Source organism: Streptomyces sp. NBC_00873, assembly GCF_045207415.1.
In the GTDB taxonomy this organism is placed as follows: Bacteria; Actinomycetota; Actinomycetes; order Streptomycetales; family Streptomycetaceae; genus Streptomyces.
In genome coordinates this window covers 8,660,490-8,682,418 of sequence record NZ_CP108803.1, presented here as the reverse complement: position 1 = coordinate 8,682,418, position 21,929 = coordinate 8,660,490, and the positions used below count along the sequence as shown (strand labels likewise).

Here is a 21,929-nt window from a genome sequence, read left to right as displayed (position 1 = left end):
CCGGCTCAACGTGGCGCCCCGATCTGTCGCGTTCTATGGTCGAAACGGACTGCCGGAGCGGGGTGTGAGCAGCGTCCGTGACGGTGGGTGCAATCGGTGAAGCGTCCCAGGAGCTGAACCCCGCACATACACGGTCGTGGGTGGGACGAGGGCCGTCGCCGGTGTGGAGGCTCGGGAAAGTCTGCCGGGAGGAACTGCGATGAGCGCCTTCACCACTGCTGACGGGACCGAGATCTTCTACAAGGACTGGGGCAGTGGGCAGCCGGTCGTGTTCAGCCACGGCTGGCCTCTCAACGCCGGCGACCGCTCCCAGTTCTACTGGGAGTTCGCGGATCCCTTCCACGGCTTCAACAGGCCAGGGGCCACCGGCTCGGACGGGGTGCGCCGGGCTTTTTGGATGTGGAGCATGCAGGCCGGCCTCAAGGGCGCGTACGACTGCATCGAGCAATTCTCGGAGCAGGACTTCACCGAGGGCCTCAAGCGCTTCGACGTTCCGACGCTGATCGTGCACGGTGACGACGACCAGATCGTGCCCTTCGTCGCCTCGGCGCCCAAGTCCGCCGAGCTGATCAAGGACGCGACCCTCATGGTTCACTCCGGCGCCCCGCACGGCCTGGTCGGCTAGCACGAGAAGGCCTTCAACGCGGAGCTGCTGGACTTCCTCGAGGGCTGACCACCATCCACCTCCGGCCGGGCGACGCGTCCGTGTCTCATGGACGATTGTTCCGCCACTGTCCAGAACACCCGCGAGGGGAGCCTTGGCATGAATGATCCCGGATACGCCGGCGAGAGCACTGCACTGCTTGTGGTTGACCCGTACAACGACTTCTTGTCCGAGGGCGGGAAGCTATGGCCGCACACAAAGGCAGTTGCCGAGCAGGTCGGCCTCCTCGGCCACATGCGTCAGGTCCTGGCGGCCGCCCGTGCCTCCCGTATGCGCGTCTTGTTCGTGCCCCACCGACGGACTTCCCCAGGCGATTACGACACGTGGGCGTATCTGTCCCCCTCGCAGGACGCAACGCGCAAAGGACAGGTCTTCGCCGCGGGTACGTGGGGCGGAGAGTTCCACCCGGACTTCCAGCCGCGCGAGGGAGAACTTCGCGTGCACGAACACTGGTCCGCCAGCGGCTTCGCCAACACCGACCTCGACTTCCTGCTGAAGCAGCATCGCGTCTCAAGGATCGTGCTGATCGGCATGCGGGCGAACACCTGCATCGACACCACGGCGCGATTCGCCCAGGAGCTCGGCTATCACGTCACGCTGATCAAGGACGCCATCGCCGCGTTCCGCCCTGAGGAGATGCAAGCGACGTTCGAACTCAACGCTCCGACCTATGCCCACGCCATCCTCACCGCGGACGAGTTCACCTCGGGGCTGACCCAAGCGGCAACCAGCCCCTGAGCGGATTTGTTCACGGGTTGTCAGAGGGGGCAACGGGACACCATCGAGGCATCGCTCCAGGAGCCTGGACAGAACATCTTCATCGCCTCCGAGTATCTGGCCCCGTACCCCGGCAGGGCGGTCGCCTACTGGGCTGGGAACGAAGCAGCCGACGCCCTGACCCTGATCGGGCCCCTGCCCAGCGGCGAACAGCACCGCTGTGGCTTCTCACCGGGCTGGAGCGTTCGCGCGTATGAGGACTCCCTCGATCTTGCCCGTGGAACCCGGCGTCGCCGACGACGGCCCCGTCCGGCTCGGACACCGCGGCCCGCGTGAGCCAGGGCGCGGCAGACGGGTCCTCGGCGAGCCGGTCAGCGCGACAGCCAAAGATCCAGCGGGCCCGGTCGCAGACGAAGTATTCGTCAAGGGTGACCCCGGCCTCGGCGCTGCCGCCAGCGAGGTCACCGTCGGCAAGCGCCCGCAGCACCTTTTCGCTGAGCTCGACGAAGCGGACGCGTTTGGGGATGGAGAGAGGTTCGTTATTCATCGCGGAGATGCTCGCCCAGCACCGGAGGGCTGTCCACCGCTTTACGGCCTCGGCGGACATGATGATTGTTCCGGTCGGGCCGTGACATGAGAAGCACCGTACGGACGCCGCGAACTCCGAGGACTCTCGCACCACTCTCACAGATGAACGATTGTGAGAATGGTGCGGTGTCGTCGCTTTTGCCGCCTCGATCGAAAACGACGTCGCCTCATTCCGGTATCCCCCGGTGACGGCGCAGGAGGTCGCGGGCTCCTGCGCCGTCATGAGTCATCTCCAGTCGACGGGCTGATCGGCCCGCTCATCGCCGCGCGGCAGGCGGCTCAGAGCTAGACCTAGGGCGATCACCGTGTACGCACACAGCACTGCGATCCCGGCCCACCACGGAAGCGGGAAGTATCCGGCGGAGGGCGCGTAGTGGGCGGCGACCTGCGGATATTCGGTGAGGGTCTGCTGGGCGGCGAAGCCCGCGGCCGGAGTGACCCGCAGCAGCCACTGGGACAGGCCGTCGGGTAGCACCGGGACGGCAGTTACGGCGTATGGGACCGCGATTGCCGAGACGGCAACGAGGATTGCGAGCCAGGCGCGGCGAAGCATGGCGCCGAGGGTGAGAGCGAGCACGGCCGCGAGGGCGAGCACTGCTGCAATACCGACGACGACCCGCACTCCTGTGAGCGTGGACACCTCGATGACGGGCATCCCGTTCGCCTTCAGGATCGCCGGGCCGACCGGGATCACGGTGCCCACGGTGAGGAGACCGGTCAGGAACGTGACGGCTCCGACGACGGTCGCCTTCGCTGCGAGCACCTGGCGGGTGACCGGTGCGCCGCCCGTGGGTTTGGGGCGGTACTCGGCGGTGGCGAACCGCACCGCGACCACAAGCACGATGAGCAGTGCGAGGGTCAGACCGGTGAGGGTGCGCTCCATGGGGCGGCTGCCCTCGGTCCCTGTCGGCCCGATGTCGCCGGTGCCGGTGACGGTGATCGTGCCGTTCGTCTCGACCACCGCCTCGGATGCCTTGTGGTACTTCTCCCAGTCGGTGTGGTTCATCTCGCCGATGGCCTCGCTGCTCCAGCCCCGGGCGGGGGCTGTGCCCTTCAGACTGACGTGGTCGAAGACGCCGCCGGCCTGTGTGAAGCGCGTTTCCTCGGTGGCGCCGCCGAGGCCGGTTGGCCGCAGCGTCAAGTCGCCCGGGGAGGTGGCGAACAGGCCGACCTGTACGGTCGTGGCCAGCCCGGACAGTTTCGCCGTGCCAACCTTCGCCCACTGCTTGCCGTCGGCGGACTCGTAGCCGGTGATGCTGTCGCCCGACCGCGTCAGCCGCAGCCACCGCGGCGACTTTGCCGAGACCCCACCGGCGTGGCCAGCGATGTCATGGCGGTAGTCGTACTGCATCCGCACGCCGTGGCTGCCGGTGAGCATCAGCGCCGCGTAGGAGGACCCCTGGCGGACACCGTCCTTGATGATGATCCCGGCCTTCGCCCAGGGCGCCAGCCCCGAGACGATCTGATCATGGTCCGGCGGCGGGTAGGTGATGGTGCCGGTCATGGACGTCATCCGGACGGTGATGCTGCCGTTCTCGCCCAGATCCCGGTGCAGGAAGTAGAACTGGTCGCTGACGGGGAAGCCGTCCGGTCCGGCTGGGTCGGTCGGACACGAGCCGTCACAGGACGCATGGTTGCCGGCCGCGTAGAGCAAACCGAGGGCGAGGATGATCAGAGCTGCGGCCGCCATCGCGATCAGCCGGCCCGGACGCCGGAATTTGGTCCATTCCTGACGGAGCAGTTTGTTGGTCGTAGGCATGGTCCGGTTCTACGGATTCGCCCATAACGTCGTCCGAACGGCTGCTGTCATGTCGTTGTTAGGTGCGGCGGGGCATCCTGAGTTCGACCAGACCTGACAGGGAGAGCGACCATGGGCAAGCTGCGGCGTGGGACCGTCGGACGGCGGTTCACGATCTTGTATGCCGTGGTGTTCCTCGTGTCCGGAATCGGACTGCTCACCCTGACCTACCTGCTGTCCGGCAGCGAGGCGGCCCGCGTCGCTCCCGGTCAGCCCCCGCCCGGCCAGTCCAGCCTCGCCGCTGCCGAGCAGCACATCCACGACCTGGAGGGGCAGCTCTCGGACGTGCATGCGCAGCAGTCCCGCCAGCTACTGGTCGGCTCGCTGATCGCACTGGTGGTGATGGCGGTCGTCTCCCTGCTGCTCGGCCGGGCCCTCGCCGGCCGCGTCCTGCGCCCGCTGCGGCAGATTACCGCGGCGACGCGGCGGATCTCCGCGGAGAATCTGCATCGGCGGCTTGCCGTGGCCGGGCCCGCTGACGAGGTCAAGGAGCTCGCCGACACGATTGACAGTCTTCTGGAACGCCTCGAGGCCTCATTCGCTGCGCAGCGCCGGTTCGTCGGCAACGCCTCACACGAGTTGCGCACTCCACTGGCGACGATGCGGGCGTCGCTGGACGTGGCCGTCGCCAAGCCGGAGCCCGCTGCGCCGACCGTGGCACTCGCCAATCGCTTGCGGACCGAGCTCGACCGGGTGGATCATCTGTTGGACGGCTTCCTCGTCCTTGCCCGGGCGCAGCACGGCGCCCTCGCGGACCGGGCTGTTGTGTCGCTCGGCGAGTTGGCCGGGGAGGCGCTGACCGCCCGGGCCACCGACATCGCCGCGAAGAACCTGACCGTCGACGACGAGGTGCGGCAGAAGTCCTGGACGCGGGGCAGTCCGGCACTGTTGTCGCGGCTGGTGGAAAATGTGATCGACAACGCGATCGTGCACAACGAGGAGGGCGGCTGGATCCGGATCGCCACCCATCACGACGACACCGGGGCGCGTCTCGTCGTCGAGACCGGCGGGCGTGTCCTCGACCAGGACCGGGTAGACCGGCTGGGGCAGCCATTCGAGCGGCTGGGCGCCGCCCGGACCGGCTCGGAGGAGAGTTCCGGCCTGGGGTTGTCGATCGTCTCAGCGATCGCCGCCGCGCACGGCGGCAGCCTCGCCCTCCGAGCCCGGCCGGAGGGCGGCCTGCGGGTCACGGCCGCGTTGCCGTCGGCGGCCGATGCGGAAGGCGTCCGGTTCGAAACGATCGGCCGGTTCGAAGGGATGACACCGTGAGGGTGCTGGTCGTCGAGGACGCGCGGTCGCTCGCCGAGGTCGTCGCCGAGGGGCTGCGGGACCAGGGGATGGCCGTCGACGTCGCGCACGACGGGCTGGCCGCCGCCGCCAAGCTCGACGTCAATTCGTACGACGTGGTGGTCCTCGACCGTGACCTGCCCGGCATCCACGGCGACACGCTCTGCCAGATGATCACCGAGCGGGACGATCGCGCGATGGTGCTGATGCTGACCGCGGCCGGGTCGCCCGGCGACCGGGTCAGCGGTCTCACCCTCGGCGCCGACGACTACCTCGCCAAACCCTTCCACTTCCCGGAGCTGATCCTGCGCATCCGTTCCCTGGCCCGCCGCAGGCCCGCGGCCCGGGGGCGCATGCTGCGCGTCGCCGGCCTCGAACTCGACCCGGTACGCCGGACCGCCTTCCGCGACGGCTGTTCGATGGAGCTGTCTGTCAAGGAGTTCGCCGTCCTGGAGGCGCTGCTGCGGGCCAGTCCGGGCTTCCTGAGCGCCGAGGAGCTCCTGGAACAGGTGTGGGACGAGAACGCCGACCCGTTCACCAATACCGTAACCGTCACCATCGGCCGGTTGCGCCGCAAGCTGGGCGGCCCGCCGGTCATCACGACGACGCCCGGGGTGGGCTACCGCATCGACAAGGCCCCGACCGGCTGATAAGGCTCTGATCGGCCAGGAGCACGGCCATCCGAATTGACCGCAGCAGGGCCCATTCGCGCAGACGGCGGGCGAGGAACTCTCGCTCCGCGCTGATCTCGGCCATCGCGCGGGCCCAGGCGGTGAACCCCTCGTGGGCCAGCAGCTGCGCCGCGTGACGGTCGAGGTGGCGGACAATAGCCGACTGCGCCATCGTCGTGTCCGAGTCGCGCAGGATTCTGGCCACCAGATCGGCTTCGTCTTCGTCACGGACGACGGCCAGCTCGTGCAGGTAGCGGGCGAATCGCTGGTGCTCGTTCTCGACGGAACGGTCATCGGCGCCGTTGGGGCCGTTCACGCGGCGGCCTCCTCGGAGCGCTCGACGAGGTAGCCGCGTTCAAAACGGGCGCCGGCCCGCACCAGCGCCACAAGATGGGGTGCGTTGACCGCGCGCCAGCGGGCCTGCGCGGATTCAATCAGCTTGAAGACCATGGCGAGGGCGGCACCCCGGCTGCCGGCGCCCTTGGTGACCTTCGTCCGCAACCGGACCGTGGCGAAGGTCGACTCGATCGGATTTGTGGTGCGCAGATGGACCCAGTGCTCGGCAGGGAAGTCGAAGAAGGCCAGCAACTCGTCCTCGTCGTCCGTGATCCGCTTGACGACCTTGGGGTATTTCGCCTGGTAGGCCCGCTCGAAGGCGCGAACTGCCCTGGCCGCGTGTTCTTTGTCCTCGGCGTTGTAGATCTCCTGGATCGCGCGCTTGGCCGCAGGCTGGGTCGACTTCGGCAGCGCGTCCAAAAAGTTGGCCGTTTTGTGAAGCCGTAAGGAATACAGGTCGGTCATGTGCTGCTCAACGACGGTGCGGGCCACGGGTGCTGCCCCACTGCCCGCGACACCTCTACACGCGCCCGCCTGTCGGCTGCCAGACCCTGCTCAAGGTGATCGCACTGCTGGTGACGAGTGCGTCCAGTAGCCGACGTACCTCCAGGTACGACGGGCGGGCCTCGGCGCCGCTGGTCTCGATCAGTTGGACGGCCGCATCGAGCAGTGCGGCGAGCCGCCCGTCCTGGACCGCCTGAGGAGCGTGCCGCAGCGCGGCCCGGATCTCTGTCGATCCCAACTAGGTGTGGGCTAGGTCCTCTGCGAGCGTGGGCCTGTCCAGCCCCGCGACAGTCCTGCACCACCTGCACCGGATGGAGGCCCAGGGTCTGCTCGTGCGCACCGAGCACGCCATCTACCCGGCCTGAGCCGTTCCTCGGCTCCGCGGCCGAAAAGCTGTGGGGCGCAGGCAAGGTAGAACACGCGGATGCGGGCGGGGTCTTCCAGCAGCGCGGCCTGTTGGTCCCAGCCGTCGGTTTCAGTGATGTCGATGCTGACGTGGTGCAGCCGTAACAGGAAGTGCCGGGCGGTGCTGGTGTCGAACGACGCCTCGGGCACGAACGTGGGGAGCTCGGCAGTGACCTTGTCTCGGTAGCCACCTGTGTCCAGGCCGGCGCGGGAGACAGCGAGGATGCGAGTGTGCGTTGCGGGCTGGCTGCCGCGGTCGCGGTGGTACAGCGCTGGCAGCAGTTTGCGTATGGCGAGGTCGCCGGTACTGCCGAAACGTCGATGTCGAGGAGGTCCGGAGCGCGGTGCCGGGATTGCTCCCGGTCCGTTTCTCCGGACCTCTCGCCGAACCCGCCGTGGCCGGTGGCTGCCGCGACGCATGGTTACGTGCGCGGGTGAGTGCAGACTGGCGGTTGACTCAGCCGCAGATCACTCGGGCGTCAGCCCAGTCGGCGTGGTCGAAGCCATTGCCGTCACCGCCGTCGGTGACTCGCAGCGTGAGCATTCTGACCCCCGTCACGTCGGTATCGATGAGATGGGCGCTGTCGGTGCCGCGGACGACGCCGGTCCCGGCGAGCTGCCGACCGTCGCCGAGCACCTGATATGCCACCGATCCACGATCGGCCACCTCGTCGTCGACGCCGACCTCGGTGTGGAAGGCGCGACAGGCGCCGCCAAGAAAGATGGTGATCTCGCTGGACGCGTGCGCGCCGATGCCCTTGGCGTACGTCTTCCCGCCGATGGTCAGGGTCGTCCCGTCGTCGGCGCCCGAATCAGCGTTGGACTTGTCACGTTCGACCGGGCCCCATCCGTTGGTTGCGCTCACGAACGGCAGGTCGCTGAGGTACGCGGTCCCGCTCGGAGCGGGGGGCTGCACGAACACCCGGACTGCCTTCTCCACATGCACCGGGCGGTCCGCCGGGTCGTTGGGGAATCGGAAGGTGGCCACCACCGGCAGGTCCACATAGCCGTAGTCGGCTTTCTCCGGGGGCGTGACGGCCCAATGGCCCTCGATGGACTCCCCGTCCCGCATGCGGGGCTTCGACACGGTGGGGCCGTCAACCTGCCACCCGGTGGGCGGCATGACGCGAAGCTGCACGTCGGTGATCGGCCCGTCCGCTGACACCTTGAACGTTCCGTTCACGTCGACGGCGTCTCCGGGTCGCGCATCCGTCTCGGTCGAGGACATGGTCAGGGATGTCGACGGCAGCTTCCGGACTGGCTGGTCGCAGGTCGACCTGTCCGCACTGTATCTGCAGATCATCGAGAGGAACCCGCCGTTGGTGGCGACCGGCACCGAGAACGTGTCCTTGGCGCTGACGATCTCCGTCTCCCGGATCAGGCCGCTCGGCCCGTCGTGGACGGTCTCCACCCGCCACTGGCCCTCCGGCAGGAAGTTCAGCGGCGTCTTGAACGTCTTCGCCGATACGGCGGAGAGTCCGCCGAGGAACCAGCGGTCGCCGGATCGCCTGGCAAGCAGGACCTCCTTGCCAGGGTGGCCGCTGAGCAGGCGTGTCTTGTCCCACGCGGTGGGGAGCTGGTCCATCATCCGCAGCGCCTCGGGCTGCATCCGGTAGCTCTCCGGCGAGTCCGCGCCGTGCTGCCAGCCGGACTCGAAGACCATGAACGTCGCCAGCTCGTGCGCGTCGGTGGTGTCGCGGCCGGTAATGCTGAAGACCGTGGGCGTGGGGTCCATGCTGCCGACGACGTTGCGGGTGAACGGGAGCGTCGTGTTGAGCACGGCGCGGAGTTTGTCCGGCGGATCCAGGGTCATGTACTCCAGGCCGCGGGCCGACTCCATGCTCATCACGTGTGGCCAGGTGCGCTGAATGCCGCGGGGGATGGTCGCACCGTGGAAGTTGACCATCAACTTCAGCTCGGCGGTCTTCTTGAGCACGTCGTCGTACCACTTGAACCGCGCCTGGGAATCCGATTCCATGAAGTCGATCTTCACACCGGCCACTCCCCAGGACTTGATCAGTGGCAGCGTGGTGTCCCGCTCCTGCGCGGTGTCCAGGTCAGTCCAGTGGAACCACAGCAGAACCTCGACCCCGCGGGCGCGCGCATAGCGTGTTATCTCCGGCACCCAGCTGCGGTTCCATCCCGCATCGATCAACACGTAGGGCCAGCCGTTGCGCGCGGCAAAGTCGATGTACTGCCGCTGACGCGCCGGGTCACGGGGGCTGTCGTGTTCCACCAGCCACGACCAGGCGACCGAGCCAGGGTGGATCCAGGAGGTATCGGTCACCCGCGTCGGCGGGGCGAGGTCGTCGGTCAGGGTTGAGGTGGTCACCGTTGCCAGATCACCGACGATAGCGGTACGCCACGGTGTGGCCAGCGGGCCGGTGGAGGTGACCTGCGCGTCGGCCAGCTTGATGCCGTACGTACCCGACCCCGCCTGATGGGTCAGCCGACCACCGGAGTACCGGCCGTCGACGTCCGACTCCGTGAGCAGGACGTAGGTACCGTTCACATTGAACAGTGAGGGTAAGCCGAAATCACCCGTCGCTGCGGCGCCGGCGGTCGTCTCAGCAGGCTTGGTCTCGTAGTAACTGACGTACGGCTGCAGCCATGCGGTTGCATCGGTGGGCAGGGAGAACGAGGAAGCCTCCCGCTTCACCTTCACGCCTCCGGCCTCCGGCAGGACGTACCGGTAGGCGACGCCATCGCTGGAGACGCGGACTACGAGGTCCATCCGCGTGCCGCCGGACCCGACGAACGAGAATGTCGACTCCCGGAACGCGGCATGCCGCTCACGCTGCTTTCCGACGGTCATCGTGTAGTTCTCATTGACGATCCGGTCCGCGCGCCCCTGGAACTCAAGGCCTTTGGTCAGGTCAGCGGTCTCGGTCTCGATGCCGATCTGGCTCGGCGCGAGCACCGTCACACCCTGATCAGCAACGGCGAACGTCAACTTCCCCGCGGAGTCGAGCTGGACTTGCGCCGACGCGGGCGCCGTGGGCGACGGGCCGGTGACGACCCAGGTGGCCGGTTCGCCGGCCGCCGCGGCGGGGCTGGCCAGAGCCGAAGTGGGGTTGACCGCGACCAGCGCCACCGTGGCGGTGGCCACCGCCACGGCCAGAGCGGCCCGGATGCGGTTGCGAGGAGCAACGTGCATGGGGACTACGTGCGAGCTTGGCCGGTGCGCGGCTGCCGATCTGGTCGGCAGCCACCCCCGGCAGAGCGCAGCCATACTTTTGGTCCTGATCACCTGTGCTCCAATTCTGTACGTCCAGGGAAGACTGATTTACCTGTGCGAAGAGCGCGCTTTGCAGGGCGCGACGAAACTTCACAGCCGCATCCGGCACCTGCAACCCCAAGGACGACACGACGTGCCATTCCTGCCGTTTAACAGTGAACTTATATGTCGTCCTGGCCGCTGATCCTGTGGCTGCTGAAGCCCACTGTCAAGATGTTTGCATAATTAATGTCTAGGGGTGCGGTGTGCGCCGTGACCGACCAGACGGGCTCCAGATTCCAGGACCGCGTGGCGCTGATCACCAGTGCCGCCGCCGGTATCGGCGCCGCGACAGCACGGCGCCTCGCCGCCGAGGGCGCATCGGTGATCGCCGTCGAGGGCGCATCGGTGATCGCCGTCGACATCGCCGACGAGGCGGGAAAGGCGACGGTCGCAGCCATCACGAAGCAGGCGGCCGGGCCGAGTACTGGCACGGAGATGTGACCTCCGCGCCCATGTGGGACGAGCTGGCCCGGCACGTCGATGCGCGGTACGGACGGCCGGACGTCCTGCACAGCAATGCCTACGCGGTGGTCGTCAAACCCCCGCACGAACTGACGGAGGCGGAGTGGGACGGCCAGGTGTCGGTCACGCTGAAGGCCGCATGGCTGGGTGTGCGCGCCTTCGCGCAGACCCTGCGCGACAGCAACGGCTCGGTGGTGCTCACCTCCTCCGTCCACGCGCCGATCGGTCTTCCGGGGCACCCCGCATACGCCGCCGCCAAGGGTGCTTTGTGCGCGCTCGGCCGCCAACTGGCCGTCGAATACGGACCGCAGGTGCGGGTCAACACCATCGTGCCGGGTCCGATCATGACGGCGGCGTGGGACCGCGTGGACCAGGTGGGGCGGGCCGACAGCGTGGCCGAGACCGTCGCGAAGCGGTTCGGCACTCCCGAGGAAGCGGCAGCCACGTCGCGTTCCTCGCATCTGCCGACGCTTCGTACGTCACCGCGGGCTTCGGGGAACACCTCGGCCAGGGCCTTCCAGAAACCGAGCGCGCCGTCACCGACCGCAAGGACGGGGGCGCGCATCCCGCGGCGCTGGCAATCGCGCAGCAAGTCGCCCCAGGAGTCGGCTGATTCGCGGTAGCCATCGCTCATGGCGATCAGCTCCTTGGTGCCATCCGCTCGCACGCCCATCAGCACGAGCACGCACGACTTCGCCTCCCGCAGGCGTATGCGAGGTGGATGCCATCGGCCCACACGTAGACGTAGTCGCTGCCAGACAGGTCGCGCTCGCCGAACGCCTGGTGGTCGGCCTGCCACTGCTGGGTGAGCCGGATGACCGTCGCTGGTGAGAGGCCGGCCGCCGAGCCGAGGAACTGCTCCAGTGCGGGCACGAAGTCGCCTGACGACAGGCCGTGCAGGTAGAGCAGCGGCAGTACCTCGCTGATCTTCAGGGACTTGCGGCACCACGGCGGAAGGATCGCCGAGGAGAACCGCTTGCGCTCGCCCGTGGCTTCGTCGACCCGCTTGTCGTTAACCCGCGGCGCCCTCACCTCGACCGGCCCGGCCGCAGTCGTCACCTTCCTCGGCTGGTGATAGCCGTTACGCACCACGAGCCGATGGCCTTTCTCGTCGCGCTCGTCGGTCAACTCGGGTATGTAAGAGTTGACTTCGGCCTCCAGCGCGGCGGCCAGCATCTGCCTCGCACCCTCGCGAACGATCTCATCAATCAGGGAGGAGCCGTTGGCAGTGGTGCCGTCGGCGTTGACTACGCTGAGCACGGGCGTGCCTTCCCGACCCGCGCGGCAACGCGGGCCTAATCGATACCAGTCAGTCGATCACTCGGGAAGGTACGCCCTTCGCGCGCCCTCCCGAGCCGATCCACAGGTAATGAACATTGCTCCACACCTGGTCGCGCTCCCGACTGTCCCCTACGACAGGACAGCCACGGGTCGCACCCCCTCCTCCTCGGTCATGTGTCAGAAGTCCGTGCGCACCACCAAGATCTCTGTGCAGCCAGAGGATTGACACTTCCTCATGGCAAGCAGTCGTATGAAGGCCCGTCGGATCAGGACACAGGTCAAGGAGCTTCCTTGTGAAACGCATATTGGTTCCACTTGTTGCGGTGGCTGTAGCGTTCGGCGCGATGGCCGCCGCGCCCGCCGCGACGGGTGCCGAAAGACAGGCGGCCGCCGCTCCGGTGAGCGCCGCGGCCGACGACGCGACGGTCGTTCCGATCCAGGTGACCGGCGACCCGTCGAATCGTTGGAACCTGGTGGTGCTCGGTGACGGCTACACCGCGTCCGAGATGCCCAAATTCCGCGACCAGGTCGACCAACAGCTGAACGTGCTCTGGGGCCTTGAGCCCTACAAGAGCTACCGGAACTACATCAACGTCTACGCCGTCGAGACTCCCTCCCAGGAGTCGGGGATCAGCTGCGACCCTCAGCTGGATTCCCCGATGCGCAACACCCCTTTGGGGATGAAGCTCTGGAGCGGCTGCTCCACGAACGGCATCCAGCGGCTGCTCGTGATGGACAACAACGCAGCCAAGAAGTACGCGGCCCTGGCCCCGAAGGCGGATCAGATCCTCGCGCTGGCCAACAGCGACACCTACGGCGGCGCGGGCGGCTCGTACGCCACAGCGACCGGCGGCAACGCCATGTCGGCACTGATCGCCCCGCACGAGCTCGGCCACTCCTTCGGCCATCTCCAGGACGAGTACGACTACTACTCCCGGGGAGTGACCAGCGGAACCTACAGCGGCGGTGAACCCAAGTCGGTCCATCACACCCTGCTGACCGAGCAGCAGATGCGCGACCAGAAGGCCAAGTGGTGGCGCTGGCTGGGGGAGAAGAGCGAATCGGGCGGCACCATCGGCCGGTACGAAGGCGGCATGTACTACACCGAGGGCGTCTGGCGGCCGAGCCGGCATTCGATGATGAAGACGCTCGGCTACTACATGGACCAGGTGAGTCGTGAACAGTTGACGGCGGGCCTGTCGGGGGCCGTCAACCTCATCGAGGACTCGACGCCCACCGATGAACCCGTAGGCCCCACCGACGAGTTGTGGATCGACACCGTTCACCCGGTCTATCACGAGCTCGACGCCACCTGGAGCGTCAACGGCAAGGTGGTCCGCACCGCCGCCAACGCCCGCAGCGTCAATGTGCGGGACCTCCACGCACGCGCGGGCGACACGATCGGTGTGAAAGTCGTCGACGACACGGACTTCGTCCGCGATCCCGCCCTTCGGGACAGCAGCAAGATGACGGCCACGCGCGAGTGGACCGTCGGGACACCCTCCGCAGCGTTCGCCGACGACGATGCTCCCAAGATCTCCCTGGCGACGCCCGCCGAGCGGCCCGTCGGGGCGACTGACGTCCTGTGGGTCGACCCGAGTCACCCGCGCGACCACGCTCTGAACGTGGTGTGGCGGCTGGACGGCCATGTCGTAGGGCACTCGACGAGCCTCGACCTCGGCGGCCTCCGACTCGGCAAGGGCACCCACCATGTCGACGTCAGCGTAAGCGATTCACGCAAGCCCACGTCACGTGCGGCAACCGAACAGTGGACAGTCGACAACACGGCGGCAATCACTAGCTACCTTGTGTCGGACCCGGTCAGCGTCTCGAAGAACAGCGACGGCACGCCGCACTACACCGTCAAGGATTCCTTCAGCCTCGCCCTCACGGCACACGACGACCAACCAGGGGCACTGACCTCGGAATTCCGGGTCGACGGCGACGGGTGGTTCCACTACTTCGGCTGGCCTACGGACGGTTCCAAGCCGTTCCTGTTCACTCCCACCGGAACGAACGTGGACGATCTGATCTACGGCAACCTCGGCACCGGAGGCCTGTCCACCTCACCGTTCGCCAAGCGGCTGCCCGGATACGGCACCCACCAGATCGAGTACCGCTCCGTCGACGCCGCCGGCAACGTGGCACCGTCCAAGAAGTTCACCGTCACGGTGCTCCCCAAGGACCCGACACCGCCGGGCTCCATACCCGTCACATCGAGCGCGGTGACCCTCTGCGTCAAGGATCAGACGCAGGTCCAGGTGTCCGCCCGGAACCGGTCGGCATACCAGGCCGACCTCACGGTAAAGACGTCCTACGGCGAGCAGACCTTCAAGAACGTTCCCCCGGACGGCAAGGTCTCGGCGGTCTTCCGCACCGGCGAGCCGACCACCGAGACCGGCAGCGCGACGGTGACCCCGCACGCGAAGGCCAAGGGCCCCAACGGCACGAACGACCATGAGCTCGACGCCACCTACCAGGTCCCCTACAACCGGTTCGCCTGCGACTGAGCCCATCCTGCGGTTGGGCGGTGGTCCCCGCCGGGGACCGCCGCCCGACACCGTTGTCGTGGTGGGCGAGCGGATCGAGTTCGAGGCCGCCCAGTCCCGGGCGGCATCAACGCTGGAGCGGGCTCGGCGGCTGGCGGAGATGCATCCGGCGCTGTTCATCGTGTGGGACGTGCTCGCGTTGCCGGGTCGGGACATGCGGGGTTGGCCGTATACGGAGCGGCGTGCTGCCATGCTTGACGTTCTCGCAGGGCTGCCGTCGCCTTCACGATTCAGGCCGTGTCGGCGACGGACGACCGGGAGGTGGCGCTGGCCTGGTACGAGTCGCTACAGGACACGGGGTGGTCGGCTACGTCGGCCCGCCGACGAGGCAGCGCGCGCTGGCTGTTCGTCTGCCGGACGGGCGGATAGCTCTATCGCAGAGGCGCGGTGCTTCCCTGGCGGCGCAGGTCGCCGAGTATCTGGCCGAGTTGCCAGCTGTGCGGCGAGGGTGCACGGACGCTGGTGAGGTGTACGTGCGGGCAGAGCCGGGGCTGATGGTGGAGGTCCTGGCCGGCTTTCCCTGCCCTGCTCCGCAGGGGTTCGTCTCCTCGTCGGCCTGAAGGCCGGGGTATCCACGAAGAAAGTCTGATGAAGAGACGAGCACGGCAACCTTGCGGATCTTGAAGCTTAGACACCTCCGTGATCCACATGTGCCGTGCTCGTTTGAGTTTTCCCCTCCCAGACCGCCGTGATCAAAACGGGCGAAGCGGACTCTCCCCGGGGGCCCTGAGCCGAGTTGAGTTAACGGGTCACGGCTTACTGCCCGTTGTTCGGCACCGCGTCCATGACGGTCAGCGTCATGCTGTTGTTCTTGTAGGACACCCGGAACAGGTAATCGCCCACGTTCAGGGCCCGGTTCTCCGGCAGCGCGTGGAAGGCGCCCTTCATCGAGCTACCGCTCATGATCGTGAACACGGTGCCCGGGGTCAGGTTGCCCCGCACATCCAGGTCCAGCTCACCGTCCAGCACCAGGTTCCCCGCCGCCCGGACGCTCGTGTAGTCCCGGTCGCCGGAGATCGTGACGGCAATGCGACCCTGCTTGCCGATGGTCGCGTTCCCGCCGATGTTCAGGACATTGCCTGCGGCGCCGGAAGCGCCGGTGATCTGCGCGGCCTCATCGGCCGTGAGACCGGGCCGCAGCACGCCGCGGCCGACGTTAATGCTGCCACCCACGGTGCCGCTGCCGCCGAGCGTTCCGCCGCGCACGTCGATAGCGCTCGCGTGCGAGCCGACGACCGAGAGTTTGCCGTCGAGGACGGTGCTCGTCCCGTGCCAGGTCTCGCTGCCGGTGAGGAACAGAGTGCCGGCGCCACCCTTCGTGAGGCTGCCCTCGTAGGCGCGGGCCTCGCGGGCCTGTTCACGGCGGACCCCGATGGCGTAGTCCGACTTGTCAGCGTCGCTCGCGCCGGCCGGCAGGCCCTTGGTCCAGCCCTTGGCGGCCTTGGTCGCCGCCCAGGCGGCCGCCTCGGCGGCGTCCTCCTGCTGGCGGGCCCGGATCGCGACGTCCGAGATGTCGTTCGACCACACGTCGTCGCGCCCCTGCGTGTCGACGACGAACGGCCCCAGGAACTGGCCTGGGCCGTTCATGGCCTCCCGCAGGTTGACCGTGCCCCAGCCGTTGCGGTTGTCCGGCACCTGCACGATCTGCCCACCGGTGGGGTTCAGCACGGCGTTGCCCGCCGCGTCACTGATCGTGTTGTTCTGCCGGCCGGTGGTGAACATCGTGTAGAGCGCCTGCTCGTTGGTCATGTACGGGAAGCGCTGCATGATCAACGACAGTGCGGCCGCCGAGTGCGGGCCGGCCATCGACGTCCCCGACGAACTGCCGTAACGGGGCTCGGGCACGCCGTTGACGACCGACACGGTCGTGCTGTTGATGTTGTTGGCCGGCGCCGTCACGCAGGACCACTTCGCGACGCCGCACTGGTTGAACGTCTGCTGGCCGGGGACCAGGACGGAGCCGTCAGGGTTGAACGTGCGCCCCTGGGTGGGGTTGATCCCCGACGTCGTGTACCAGCTGCCCTCCAGCTCGGGCATGAAGTACGGCGCGGCGCCTCGCGGCGACGGGTTCACGTAGCCGCTGTTACCGGCGGTGAACTGGATGACCGTGCCGGTACGCGCGGCCTCGATGGCACCGTTCAGCCAGTGGGCGGCGCTGCCGTTCGCGTCGACGACGCCGTCCGGAGTGGACCAGAGGCGCCATGCCGTGTTCAGACCGAAGCCAGCCGGGCTGCCGGGCGGCGTGTCATACGTGTTGTAGTTTTCCGTTTTGGGCTGGCTACCCCAACTGCTGGTGATGATCTTGATGGGCTCGCCGTTCGCCGTCTTGGCGGAGTTCACGGCCCGGTAGACATCGCCGATGTAGGCGTCGTCCGGCGTCTGCGCGGCGGTCGCGTTCGCCGGCAGGAGACCGTAGAGCACGCCGTCCGTCTTGCCGGTGTTGCCCATGTACACGTTGCTGTTGAACGCGACGCCGTGCATGTTGGCATCCGGCCCGGCCGGTTGCGTCTCGCCGACGCCGTCGCGGCTCGCACCGATGGTCCCGCTGACGTGAGTGCCGTGGCTGTCGTTGAGCGCCGGGTTGTAGAACCCCGGCGTGGGGCCCGTCTGGCCGCCCTGGGCCTCCACTGAGAAGTAGCGGTCCCCGACCGCGTAGTTCGTGTCCAGGCTTCCGTGCTCCCGGACGTGCCCGGCGAAGACGCCCGAGTCGACGACGCCGATGTTCATCCCGGTGCCGGAGTAGCCGGCGGCGTAGGCGAATTCGGCTCCCATCGACACCAGGCCGGCGTCCCGGTTGAACTCAGGGGTGCGCCAGCTCACAGCGTCGCCGAGCCGGCCGGGATCTCCCTCGTAGGTCTTGATCGGCGGTGGCACGGGCACCTGCCCCATCGCCGGCTGCGCGGCGACGCCGAGCACCACTATCGGTATCAGCGCTGCGATCAGCGCCGGCTTCACGCGCTTTATGTTCGACACTCCGAACCCCTCCAAGATCGATTGCGCCGGATGCTATTCCTCCTTCCGGAGCGGATCAAGGCGTCGGCGGACACACTTCTATCTACGTTGGAAGTAAGCACCGGAAGCCGGGCGATCCGTGACGCGGCAGCGCTGGCGGACGTGCCATGGACGGTGCGTGCCAGCGGGCGGCCGGTTACCGGCGCCGTGCCCACCACCGGCGCAGCGCGTAGCCGGCGCCGCTGGCGGAACAGGACGGCCGTGGCGAGCAACCAGCGGGTGAGGAACGGCCGTTGGTCCTGTCCGGACGCGGCCAGATAGGTCGGCCGACCCACGGTCTATCGGACAACTTCGCCGTGCCGCTCAGCAAGCGGAGAGGGGTCGTGGCCGAAGGAGGCCCAGCCGTTGCCGTCGACGACCTCAAGCCAGTGACGCCTCTCGTCCAGCTCGTTGCAGCAGCCCGGCAGCAGCGTTGTGCCGGTTGCGGTGTCAGTGATCTGCAGGCCGCCAGATGCGAAGAGGTCGTCCATGGAGTTCTGTCGGGGTGTCTGGGAGCCAGTGCGGTGGTTGAGTTCGTGGCCACTGGATTCTCGGTGGGTTTGGGAGCCACCCGAGGTTTCGGTGAGTGACATGCCGCTGATGGAGTAATGGGGCCTGTGGAAGACCGGCTTCTTGCGCCGGTGACCAGCACGAACGCGAAACGGAAGAAGGGCACGACCGCATGAGCCGCAGCAAGACCGCCGACGACGCCGAGACCGTGGCGGACGGTCAGGTCCCTCCCGCAAGGATGCCGCTGCCCGGTGACCCGGAGGACGCGGCGATCGACGAAGCCTGCCGGGACCTGAGGCTTCCCGCCGTCCGTGAAAGGTTCGTTGAGCTGGCCGCTACCGCCCGGCGCGAGCAGATGACCTACAAGCAGTTCCTCCTGGACCTGCTGCAGGTCGAACGCGCCGACCACGACGTCCGCCGCCAGCAGCGGCTCATCCGCTCGGCGAAGTTCCCAAGGCCCAAGCGGCTGGAGGACTTCCGGTTCGAAAAGAACCCCAATGTCCAGGCCGAGGTCGTCGCCGACCTGAAGGCGACCTCCTGGGTCCGCGAGGGCCGCCCGCTAGTCATGATCGGTGACTCAGGTACCGGCAAGTCTCATCTGCTCATCGGGATCGGCACCGCGATCGCCGAGGCCGGACTGACCGTCCGCTACACCACCACGCAAGCCCTGGTGAACGAGCTTGCCGAGGCGAAGGCCGCCAAGCGCCTCTCGTCGGTGATCGCCCGCTACAGCAAGGTCGACCTTCTGTGTCTGGACGAGTTCGGCTACGCGAACCTGGACAAGAAGGGCTCCAAGCTGCCGTTCCAGATCTTCACGGAGCGGGAGGAACGCAAGGCCACGGCGCCGCGACGAACTCCCCGTTCGCTGAGTGGGAGAAGACGTTCGGCGACCGCCAGCTCTGCGCGGCCATCGCTGACCGCCTCACCTTCCGCGGCACTCTGCTCCAGACCGGCACCGAGTCCTACCGGCTCCAGGCCACCTGCGACGAACGCGAAAACCACTGATGGAGGACCCCTGTGACTTCGCGCCTGAGGGCGATCCCGACACTGTCACAACGACAGCGCCCGTGGTGAGTTACAGCCGCACGAAGCTCACCGTGAGCACAGCCAGGGACAGCAGTAGCATGCCCAGGCAGTTGACCCAGAACGCGGAGTTCAAGGCTCGCGCGCGAATGTGGGATGCGGCGGCCGCCAGGAAGTAGACAACGATCGCAGCAGTGGTCGTCATGGCGACGCCGGGCACCCAGAGCCCGACGATGAGCCCCACTACGGAGGCCGCCTTGAAGGTGATCAGCGCCCACCACCAGTCGCGCGGGAACCGTACGCCGTCCAGGCAGTCGACGATGAATCTCGGTGGACGGAGCATCATTGCGGCGTCGCCCGCCTGTATCCCGAGCAGGATCAGGATTGGCCAGAAGGGAGACGGGAGTTCAGAGAGGGTCATCGGCCATTCTCTTCGTGTACGGTGACGAATTCGGCGGTGCGCCGGATCCCGGTTGCCGTCTGCTGCCGGTCGGTGGATCCCGCGGCAAGCAGCATCAGCTCACCCAGGTAGCTGGTGAACATCACCTGCGCACCCTGCCGGGCGCGGTGGTCGGGTATTCCCGCCTTCACCATCGCGGCGGTGAGATTGTCCTCGGTCAGCGTGCGCAGCCCGCCGAGGGCCGCGTTCTCGGGTTGACCTCGGGTCAGGGTCCGGAAGTACGAGCGCGCGAGTTCGTCGTTCTCGGCGAACAAATCGAGGAACGGGTCGAAGTAATGGGCCAGGTAGTCGACTGCGGAGGCTGCGGACTCCGCCGCCGGTGGCGCGGGGATGCGGGCAGCGATGGCTTGGTCGTAGACAAGGCTCAACAGAGACTCCTTGTCCCCCACCGCCATGACGGCACCCACGGAAACACCCGCCTCCGCCGCGATCTGCCGCACCGTTGTGCCCTGGAAGCCACGCTCCTGGAAGAGTCTTTCGGCGGCCTCGATGATGCGGGTGGCGGTCCGCCGTTTTCGTTCGGCGCGAGTTACCTGAACACGTTCAGTGAACATGTTCAGAAGATAGTCGGCGCGGCTACACCGACGCAATAGTGTCGGTCAGCACGGTTTCAGAACGGAGGCCAGGGGCCGGGACGAACGCGGCGACGGCAGCACGGGGTGGTTCGCGAAGGCCCACTGTGCTACCCCACGACTCTTTGTGGTTGGTGTCTGAACTACGGATCCGGGCCTACCGCACGGACAACAGCCCCACCTGATCCACAAAGGAGCCGGGCCCTTCCGAACCACGCCTGTCAGGGACGCGGGCCGACAGGGCCCGGTGACACAGGTCAAAAAGATCAGCGACGACCAGGACCAGCTGCTGGCGTTCTACGACTTCCCGGCCGAGCACTGGATCCACCTGCGCACCACGAACCCCATTGAGTCGATCTTCGCCACGGTCCGGGTGTGGACCAAGGTCACCCGCGGCGCCGGCTCCCGCACCGCCGTCCTGGCCATGGTCTTCAAGCTCGTCGAGTCCGCCCAGCAGCGGTGGCGGGCCGTGAATGGGTTGCACCCACGGTTGTCTTCACAGGGGGGATCCAAAGGTGCACCGGAGGTATTACCGGAGGTGCGAACCCCCCTTCTGTGATCTTGAGCGTTTTGCCCGGTAAGGCCCCATGGGCAAGCCCTTTTCGCTCGACGACACCTCTAATTCGATAGCAATTAGAGGTTCTGGATCTCTGATGGGCCCGGCGGGCGATCTCTGCCAGGGCAGGACGTGTGTGGTCCGGTCGGTGCCGTTCTCCGCGGTAACCGGAGGAAGAGGCTTTATGTTCTGATGGCCCGGCGTGGCCTGCCCGCCCTGTCGTCCCACCCTTCGCCTCGCTTCCCGGCTCCCTGCCTGCTGGCCTGGTCTGCTGCCCCTCGGCCCGCCCGCTCGTGCGCGGCCTGCCCCGCTCGGCAGTACGCGGCGCGGCAAAGCGGACACATTCGCGCGCTCGCCTGTCACACTGATGACAACCCCGCCGCGTCCCCCGCCGGCGGGGTTCTTGCGTGCTCGCCGCCCCTGTGTGCGGGTGCTGCCCGCAGAACACAAAACGGCCCCGCCGGTAGGCGGGGCCGATTCGGTGTGGTGATCGACAGCGGCATCGACTTCGAGGCGACGCTCACCGGTGACCTGCTCACCCTGCGCCTGAGAACGGCCTGGTGACACCCACACCACCCGGCAGGCGCGCTTCTTCGCGCATCCGACCGTGCTGGGCGGTAAAGCGCTCACTGGCGCTGCCGGAGCTGTTCGCGGGACGTCTTGTCTACGTGTTTGTCGGCGCCGCTTGCTGCACGACCTCGAAGGACCACAGTGTGGACCCGCTTGCCGCTGGCTTGGGACGTTCGCCGCTCTCCGCGCCACTGCCCTGGTGGGCGGCCTTCATGGGACCTTCCATCCAGGCTTGGAAGGACGCTTCGTCACGCCACCGCGTGTAGACGAGGTAGTTGTCGGTGCCTTCGACGGGGCGGAGGAGTTCGAACCACTCGAACCCGTCGGAGTTCTCCACGGCATGGGAACGGGACGCGAAGCGTTTCTCCAGCGTCTCCTGCTGCTCGGCGGGGACGGTCAGTACGTTGATCTTGACTACGCTCATGGCCTCATCTTGCCGCACGGCGGTGGGCAGACACGGAGCGGCTCGTGCATGACGCCGTTTCGTGGGGCGTCGCCCGGATCGGGACCGGCACCGGGTTCACGTGGCGGCGCCCGCTGCTACGCCGAAAGCTCATGGCCGCAGCGTACGGAGTACGTGATCGCGCGTGTAGCCCCTGCCGGTCAGCCGGCGTCGACCTGGACCCTGGACAAGTCCCATCGCTGCAGGTCAGGAGCACTCTTCGCGTTTCCGATCAGGTACCGGACGCCCCACCACGTGAAAGC

15 protein-coding genes and 6 pseudogenes are annotated in these 21,929 nt (G+C 67.4%); 9 read left to right on the top strand and 12 right to left on the bottom strand.

Going from position 1 to position 21,929, the window contains the following annotated elements; translation table 11 throughout:
• Window positions 1–199: 199 nt before the first annotated feature.
• Both OH809_RS40280 and OH809_RS40275 read left to right on the top strand, forming a co-directional pair.
• Window positions 200–625, top strand: a complete 426-nt coding sequence (locus OH809_RS40280) for an alpha/beta fold hydrolase (protein WP_406416092.1) — start codon at window positions 200–202, stop codon at window positions 623–625.
• A 138-nt stretch (window positions 626–763) separates the two neighbouring features.
• Window positions 764–1,402 (top strand): cysteine hydrolase family protein, encoded by a 639-nt coding sequence (locus OH809_RS40275; protein ID WP_406416094.1) that lies wholly within the window; start codon window positions 764–766, stop codon window positions 1,400–1,402.
• A gap of 793 nt (window positions 1,403–2,195) precedes the next feature.
• On the opposite strand, the gene OH809_RS40270 is transcribed toward OH809_RS40275, so the two are convergent.
• A complete protein-coding gene (locus OH809_RS40270) occupies window positions 2,196–3,728 on the bottom strand; it encodes a hypothetical protein (protein WP_406416096.1) in 1,533 nt (510 codons plus the stop codon).
• 111 nt (window positions 3,729–3,839) lie between these two features.
• Between OH809_RS40270 and OH809_RS40265 the strand changes: the two genes are divergently transcribed.
• Together OH809_RS40265 and OH809_RS40260 are read left to right on the top strand one after the other, a co-directional pair.
• Window positions 3,840–5,036 carry a sensor histidine kinase gene (locus OH809_RS40265; protein ID WP_406416098.1) on the top strand — a complete coding sequence of 399 codons (1,197 nt, stop codon included), beginning with the start codon at window positions 3,840–3,842 and terminating at the stop codon, window positions 5,034–5,036.
• Window positions 5,033–5,704: a response regulator transcription factor gene (locus OH809_RS40260; protein ID WP_406416100.1), complete on the top strand. Its 672-nt coding sequence runs from the start codon at window positions 5,033–5,035 to the stop codon at window positions 5,702–5,704. Before OH809_RS40265 ends, OH809_RS40260 begins: the two co-directional genes overlap by 4 nt.
• Here the strand turns inward: OH809_RS40260 and OH809_RS40255 are convergent.
• The 5 genes and pseudogenes from OH809_RS40255 to OH809_RS40235 form a co-directional block, all read right to left on the bottom strand.
• Complete coding sequence (locus OH809_RS40255; protein WP_406416101.1) at window positions 5,652–6,041, bottom strand: hypothetical protein; 390 nt, start codon at window positions 6,039–6,041, stop codon at window positions 5,652–5,654. The genes OH809_RS40260 and OH809_RS40255 overlap by 53 nt on opposite strands.
• Window positions 6,038–6,499, bottom strand: a pseudogene (locus OH809_RS40250) (transposase); the annotation flags it as partial. The pseudogene OH809_RS40250 and the gene OH809_RS40255, both read right to left, overlap by 4 nt.
• An 82-nt stretch (window positions 6,500–6,581) precedes the next feature.
• Window positions 6,582–6,803: a hypothetical protein gene (locus OH809_RS40245; RefSeq protein ID WP_406416102.1), complete on the bottom strand. Its 222-nt coding sequence runs from the start codon at window positions 6,801–6,803 to the stop codon at window positions 6,582–6,584.
• Between the two features lie 152 nt (window positions 6,804–6,955).
• Window positions 6,956–7,390: pseudogene (locus tag OH809_RS40240) on the bottom strand (hypothetical protein); the annotation flags it as partial.
• Window positions 7,391–7,427: 37 nt separating this feature from the next.
• On the bottom strand, window positions 7,428–10,127 hold the full coding sequence (locus tag OH809_RS40235) for a glycoside hydrolase family 97 catalytic domain-containing protein (RefSeq protein ID WP_406416103.1): 2,700 nt from the start codon (window positions 10,125–10,127) through the stop codon (window positions 7,428–7,430).
• Window positions 10,128–10,436: 309 nt separating this feature from the next.
• Here OH809_RS40235 and OH809_RS40230 point away from each other — a divergent pair.
• Window positions 10,437–11,196 (top strand): annotated as a pseudogene (locus tag OH809_RS40230) (SDR family NAD(P)-dependent oxidoreductase); the annotation flags it as partial.
• On the opposite strand, the pseudogene OH809_RS40225 reads toward OH809_RS40230, so the two are convergent.
• A pseudogene (locus tag OH809_RS40225) lies at window positions 11,197–11,972 on the bottom strand (IS256 family transposase); the annotation flags it as partial. It lies immediately after the preceding pseudogene.
• 344 nt (window positions 11,973–12,316) lie between these two features.
• On the opposite strand from OH809_RS40225, the gene OH809_RS40220 reads away from it, so the two are divergent.
• Window positions 12,317–14,503 (top strand): M64 family metallopeptidase, encoded by a 2,187-nt coding sequence (locus OH809_RS40220; protein WP_406416105.1) that lies wholly within the window; start codon window positions 12,317–12,319, stop codon window positions 14,501–14,503.
• A gap of 795 nt (window positions 14,504–15,298) precedes the next feature.
• Here OH809_RS40220 and OH809_RS40215 read toward each other — a convergent pair.
• Window positions 15,299–17,515, bottom strand: coding sequence for a S8 family serine peptidase (locus OH809_RS40215; protein WP_406416107.1), 2,217 nt, complete (start codon window positions 17,513–17,515; stop codon window positions 15,299–15,301).
• Window positions 17,516–17,832: 317 nt separating this feature from the next.
• Window positions 17,833–18,126, bottom strand: coding sequence for a hypothetical protein (locus OH809_RS40210; protein ID WP_406416109.1), 294 nt, complete (start codon window positions 18,124–18,126; stop codon window positions 17,833–17,835).
• An 89-nt stretch (window positions 18,127–18,215) separates the two neighbouring features.
• Here OH809_RS40210 and OH809_RS40205 point away from each other — a divergent pair.
• Both OH809_RS40205 and OH809_RS40200 read left to right on the top strand, forming a co-directional pair.
• Window positions 18,216–18,821: pseudogene (locus OH809_RS40205) on the top strand (ATP-binding protein); the annotation flags it as partial.
• On the top strand, window positions 18,791–19,048 hold the full coding sequence (locus OH809_RS40200) for an ATP-binding protein (protein WP_406424706.1): 258 nt from the start codon (window positions 18,791–18,793) through the stop codon (window positions 19,046–19,048). The pseudogene OH809_RS40205 and the gene OH809_RS40200, both read left to right, overlap by 31 nt.
• 70 nt (window positions 19,049–19,118) lie before the next feature.
• Here OH809_RS40200 and OH809_RS40195 read toward each other — a convergent pair whose 3' ends face one another.
• Together OH809_RS40195 and OH809_RS40190 are read right to left on the bottom strand one after the other, a co-directional pair.
• Window positions 19,119–19,487 carry a DoxX family protein gene (locus tag OH809_RS40195; protein WP_406416111.1) on the bottom strand — a complete coding sequence of 123 codons (369 nt, stop codon included), beginning with the start codon at window positions 19,485–19,487 and terminating at the stop codon, window positions 19,119–19,121.
• Window positions 19,484–20,080, bottom strand: coding sequence for a TetR/AcrR family transcriptional regulator (locus OH809_RS40190; RefSeq protein WP_406416112.1), 597 nt, complete (start codon window positions 20,078–20,080; stop codon window positions 19,484–19,486). The genes OH809_RS40195 and OH809_RS40190 overlap by 4 nt, the downstream gene beginning before the upstream one ends.
• A gap of 274 nt (window positions 20,081–20,354) precedes the next feature.
• Between OH809_RS40190 and OH809_RS40185 the strand changes: the two are divergent.
• Window positions 20,355–20,582 (top strand): annotated as a pseudogene (locus OH809_RS40185) (transposase); the annotation flags it as partial.
• A gap of 736 nt (window positions 20,583–21,318) precedes the next feature.
• On the opposite strand, the gene OH809_RS40180 reads toward OH809_RS40185, so the two are convergent.
• Window positions 21,319–21,648 carry an antibiotic biosynthesis monooxygenase family protein gene (locus OH809_RS40180; protein ID WP_406416114.1) on the bottom strand — a complete coding sequence of 110 codons (330 nt, stop codon included), beginning with the start codon at window positions 21,646–21,648 and terminating at the stop codon, window positions 21,319–21,321.
• Window positions 21,649–21,929: the final 281 nt, after the last annotated feature.

Excerpts from the sequence above, each read along its gene's own strand:
- OH809_RS40275 (WP_406416094.1), top strand. The coding sequence starts at position 764 with ATGAATGATCCCGGATACGCCGGCGAGAGCACTGCACTGCTTGTGGTT.
- OH809_RS40270 (WP_406416096.1), bottom strand. The coding sequence starts at position 3,728 with ATGCCTACGACCAACAAACTGCTCCGTCAGGAATGGACCAAATTCCGG.
- OH809_RS40235 (WP_406416103.1), bottom strand. The coding sequence starts at position 10,127 with ATGCACGTTGCTCCTCGCAACCGCATCCGGGCCGCTCTGGCCGTGGCG.
- OH809_RS40280 (WP_406416092.1), top strand. The coding sequence starts at position 200 with ATGAGCGCCTTCACCACTGCTGACGGGACCGAGATCTTCTACAAGGAC.
- OH809_RS40210 (WP_406416109.1), bottom strand. The coding sequence starts at position 18,126 with ATGTCACTCACCGAAACCTCGGGTGGCTCCCAAACCCACCGAGAATCC.
- OH809_RS40180 (WP_406416114.1), bottom strand. The coding sequence starts at position 21,648 with ATGAGCGTAGTCAAGATCAACGTACTGACCGTCCCCGCCGAGCAGCAG.
- OH809_RS40195 (WP_406416111.1), bottom strand. The coding sequence starts at position 19,487 with ATGACCCTCTCTGAACTCCCGTCTCCCTTCTGGCCAATCCTGATCCTG.
- OH809_RS40190 (WP_406416112.1), bottom strand. The coding sequence starts at position 20,080 with ATGTTCACTGAACGTGTTCAGGTAACTCGCGCCGAACGAAAACGGCGG.
- OH809_RS40265 (WP_406416098.1), top strand. The coding sequence starts at position 3,840 with ATGGGCAAGCTGCGGCGTGGGACCGTCGGACGGCGGTTCACGATCTTG.